The organism is Acrocarpospora sp. B8E8 (assembly GCF_039871605.1).
GTDB classification, from domain to species: Bacteria; Actinomycetota; Actinomycetes; order Streptosporangiales; family Streptosporangiaceae; genus Acrocarpospora; species Acrocarpospora macrocephala.
This window is the reverse complement of record NZ_JBDPLV010000161.1, coordinates 1-4,300: the sequence shown is the minus strand read 5'-3', so window position 1 is coordinate 4,300 and position 4,300 is coordinate 1. Positions and strand designations below refer to the sequence as shown.

The 4,300-nt window shown below is 61.4% G+C and carries 5 protein-coding genes and 1 tRNA gene; 4 read left to right on the top strand and 2 right to left on the bottom strand.

The annotated features are described in order from the left end of the window. From ABGB08_RS54190 to ABGB08_RS54175, 4 genes are all read left to right on the top strand, one after another. The coding region (locus ABGB08_RS54190) for a hypothetical protein (protein ID WP_347608303.1) at positions 1-476 on the top strand (476 nt) is incomplete at its 5' end. A 29-nt stretch (positions 477-505) separates the two neighbouring features. Beyond that, positions 506-691 carry a helix-turn-helix domain-containing protein gene (locus ABGB08_RS54185; RefSeq protein WP_347608300.1) on the top strand — a complete coding sequence of 62 codons (186 nt, stop codon included), beginning with the start codon at positions 506-508 and terminating at the stop codon, positions 689-691. 84 nt (positions 692-775) lie between these two features. After that, on the top strand, positions 776-1,804 hold the full coding sequence (locus tag ABGB08_RS54180) for a site-specific integrase (protein ID WP_347608297.1): 1,029 nt from the start codon (positions 776-778) through the stop codon (positions 1,802-1,804). A 4-nt stretch (positions 1,805-1,808) separates the two neighbouring features. Continuing rightward, entirely contained in the window at positions 1,809-1,964 is a 156-nt protein-coding gene (locus tag ABGB08_RS54175) for a hypothetical protein (protein ID WP_347608294.1), read from the top strand. A gap of 32 nt (positions 1,965-1,996) precedes the next feature. Here the strand turns inward: ABGB08_RS54175 and ABGB08_RS54170 are convergent. Together ABGB08_RS54170 and ABGB08_RS54165 are read right to left on the bottom strand one after the other, a co-directional pair. Beyond that, positions 1,997-2,062 (bottom strand) — tRNA-Lys (locus ABGB08_RS54170). Between the two features lie 626 nt (positions 2,063-2,688). Then, positions 2,689-3,639 carry an RDD family protein gene (locus tag ABGB08_RS54165; RefSeq protein WP_347608291.1) on the bottom strand — a complete coding sequence of 317 codons (951 nt, stop codon included), beginning with the start codon at positions 3,637-3,639 and terminating at the stop codon, positions 2,689-2,691. Between the last annotated feature and the right edge of the window lie 661 nt (positions 3,640-4,300).

Genomic DNA, 4,300 nt, shown 5'->3' with positions numbered 1-4,300 from the left:
TCTCGGTCGGCTTCCCGTCCACAGGGGCCAGATCCAACCGGATCGGCGAATGCTGGACCCTGGCCAACCCCGCCTCTGCCCCGCACGTGTTCATTCACCCGCGCCTCGGCGAAGGAGACCTCGTCCTAGCGGTGCTGCTGCACGAACTGGTCCACGCCAGCGGCCAGAACGGTCACGGCGTCGGGTTCAAACGCCTGGCTGTGGCGGTCGGCCTGACCGGCAAGATGACCGCCACCGTAGCCGGAGACGCGTTGAAGGCCACGCTCACGGCGATGCTCGACGTGCTCGGCCCCTACCCGCATCGAAGCCTGCCGGTCGATCCCGGCCGCAAGAAGCAGACCACCCGCAATTTGAAGCTCGTCGTCCGCGACTGCTGCGGCTACCAAGTCCGCACCACCCGCAAATGGCTGGACGAGCAAGGACTTCCGCTGTGCCCCCACGGCCGGGAGATGGAGCTGGAAGACACCAGCGGCTGAGCCGCACCACCAACCGATGGGAGAACTGCTTGACCCACGCCGCACCCGAACCCTTGCTCACCTTCGAGGAAGTAGCAACCTACCTGCGCATGCCCGCCAGCCGCCTCTACGACCGCTGGCGCGAATGGGGCGTGCCCTTCTTCAAGATCGGCCAGCAGCTCCGCTGCGACCTCGACGACCTGCGCGCCTGGCTCGTCCAGCACCGCACCGCCTAAACACACCCCCGGCGCATGGCCCTCGCGGTACTCGATGCGAGGGCCATCGTCATTCCTCCCCGACACAAGGGAGCGCATCAGCTCTTGGCATCCATCCAGCGAATCCAGCTCGACACCCTCAAGAACGGCAAACCTCGGTACTCATACCGCGTCATGTGGCGCGACCCGGACGGCAAGCAGAAGGCCAAGAACTTCCGCCTGAAGAAGGACGCCGAAGCCTTCCGCGCCGAGATCGAAGCTGCCAAGAACAAGGGCCAGTACTTCGACCCCCATGCGGGCAAGATCCTGTTCCGCGTCTACGCGGACAAGTGGATCAGCGCCAAACAGGCCACCAAGAAGCCCGGAACGGTGGCCGTCTACCGCAGTTACCTCACCAACCACGTCCTGCCCATCTTCGGCGGCAAACCGCTGGCCGCCATCGCGCGAGGTGACGTCCAGGACTGGGTGACGGCCATGGCCACCTCCGAGGACCTGGCCCCGCGCACCGTCCAAGCCTGCTACCGGATCGCGGCAGGCATCTTCAAACGCGCCGTGGCCGACGACCGGATCGGGCGCACCCCCTGCCGGGACATCGAACTCCCGGCCACCATCAGAAAGGACGTGGAACCTCTCGAAACCGAACAGGTCCTCGCCGTCGCCGAGGTCATCCCCGCCCTGTGGGAGGCCATGGTGATCACGGCGGCGGGAACCGGCATGCGCTGGTCGGAGCTGGCCGGACTCACGCAGGATCGTGTCGACTTCCTGCGCCGGACCGTGAAGGTCGATCGCCAGTTGACCAGGGATCGCAAGAACGGCCTGTTCATCCCGCCCAAGACCAAAGCCAGCAACCGCACCATCCCCCTGCCCAACCTCGTGATCGATGCGCTCGCCGCCCACATCGCCACCTTCGGGACTGGCCCGGAAGGGCTGATCTTCACCTCAGCCGAGGGCAGGCCGCTCAACTACCAGAACTGGAGACCACGGGTCTGGGAAAGGACCGTCGACGCCGTCGACGACCTTCCCGAGTCGATCACCTTTCACAGCCTGCGGCACACCTACGCCAGCCTCCAGTTTCGAGGCGGGGGAGTCGCCCAAGGTGATCCAGGAGCGGCTTGGCCACAAGTCGATCACTGAAACGATGGACACGTACGGCCACCTGTATGAGTCGAGCAGTGAGACCACCCGGGCGGCGATCGACGCCGCGTTCGCGGTGCCGGATGTAGAGGCTTCGCCGGATGTTGACGAATTGTTGATTCCTGGCCCTGACGACGGCTCCGGCGAGGTCGCCGTCTAGCCTGTTTTACCTGCTCAGAGGCTTGTGAGAGGTGGGGCGCCAGGGATTCGAACCCTGAACCTACGGATTAAAAGTCGAATTTCTTTGTGCCACTTAGTGTCGCAGGCTATCTATTTCTATCATTCCATTCAGATTTTCCGCCGCCGAAATGCCCAATGATGATGCGACGTGTTGTCCCGTATCGCATGCCCATGAGCAACCACCGAGCAACCATCAGTTACCCCGTCCGGCTTTACTGAAACACGATCGCCTACCCTCGATCTTGGAGTCTATGCTAAAGGACGTTTTCGTCCCGGCTTCAGGCTGGGGCAGGCCATGATCGCCCTATGAGAGCACCTCGCACCAGGTTCCTTGGCCTAGCCTCAATTTCGTGATGTTGGGTGGAGTCTCGACGTCCTTGACCCAATCCGGCGTCGGCAACGACCGCAGCGCGCCGAAGGCGTTCGTGACGGTCATCCTGCCGCACTCGCTCCTTCTTCAGGAGTCGAAGCTTGCGTACGCCAAGCGAAGGCTGCAAGGCCATGACCTGGGCAGATGGAATTATCGGCAGGCGCACCGTCAGCGCAGAGGCTTCACGCGCCGGGGCTGATGATCGCCAGTCCTCAACGCCACGGTCGGTTAAGGGGATCCCTGTACGGATAGATCTGTGACCTTGAGCTGCACGGATGAGATTTTCGGCAGGCGCAGTGCTCTTGAGAGAGTCCCGGTCAGGTGCAGGCTACGTCTAGAGTTGGGTTCCTGTCGTCCGTCGTGTGATCTCGGTGTTCGCCCATCGGTCGTGAAGCGCTCGGCCATCGGGGTCAAGGAGTGCCCACAGCCCATACACGATGAGCGCGAGCGGCCCGACGGTCGGCATGAAGACCAAAAGCGGGAAAACCAGCGTACGAATGGCTATCTTCCTCGCCGCCGGTCGTGCTGTTTTCTGATCGGAGACGAGGCGGATGCGCAACAGTCGCTTGCCCAGCGTCTGTCCCCACAGGCTGTGTTGCACCCAAAAGTACAGAAACACTCCAGGCAGAATGAGTAATCGTTCGGGCTCCACGTTCTCTAAGGAGAGGGCCGACCAGTTCAAAATCCCATTGTCCAGGCCGATGTGGGTATCGACGCCGGCCAAGAACAGGATGAGCGGGATGACAAAGGTAAGCAACGCGATGATGATCGCGTAGTCGACCACTAGTGCCACCGGACGACTCCAGGTTACACCGCCCGACGGAGCGACCGTTGGCCGTTCCCAGGTGACGACACCCATCATCCGAGTGGTGAGCAGGACGAGTGCAGCGGCACCCAAGAAGCAGAGTTGGGTGCTTCCCCAGCTGCTCATCACGGTGGCGAACCACTCGGCACTGAGGATCGGAATCACGCCGCAGCCTTCCGCAGATGCGTAGGCAGGGGTGACCGGCTCGATGACCGCGATTAGGACGAGAACGCCTGCTGTTCGCCGTCCCACGCTCCGCGGATCTCTGCCACATAAACAGGCGAGAAACCCGACCAGAACCAGCAGCACGGGCAGCGCCCATGTCACCACGTTCTCCATGATCCTTTCGAGATCGCCGCGCAAGGGGTCCAGCGGTGATGTCTCCCACGGCACCAAGCCCATGCAGATGTCGATCTCGGCCCCTGTAGGCTGGAGTCGATAGCGCCACTCTTCCCAGGTTGGAAAGGCGGCGACGGCCATAGCCACCGTCCAAGCCAGCAGCGCTGGTCTCGACAGCTGGGGGTAGTTCGACAATGCAGTCCTTTCGCAGGCTGGGTATACCTTAGCGATCTCGGGACTGCATTCACCGCCGACCGCATGGTCGAGTTGGCACGGTGACGTTCCCTCGGGTGGGGTAACTCCAGGCTATTGAACCAAGTCTTCGGACATGGTAAGAGCCATCGCGCGACGGTCAGCCAAAGTTGCTCGCGGAGGACACCACACGATGGCCTTGGATCAGTCTCCCCACTCGACCTGCTGGATTCTCTCAGTTCATTGTGCACTGGTCACGAACTGAGGTGCAGCGTTACCAAGCTTAATCTTAGGTAAGTCCACTACAAACGACAAGCAGTCCTCGGGGGATGAAAGGCCAAAACTACGGTTGGAGTAATAAGCTGTGTCTCGCCCTGAGGCCTTGCTTAATATGCGACTGCAATCTCAAACTTTGAACCATGCCTCGCATGGCTGCCTCAACTTCTAATTCTGATCCGTAATCCGTTATCGAATTGTCCAAGTTACTAAGCAGAAACTGGGCTACTGGACCGTAGCTCAGTTACAGGCATCGTGATGTACAGCAGGTCGCGATCCCGGAAGAAGCTGCGAACAAGCTCGGGTGTTGCCTGAAGTCGGTCGACAGCTCGCT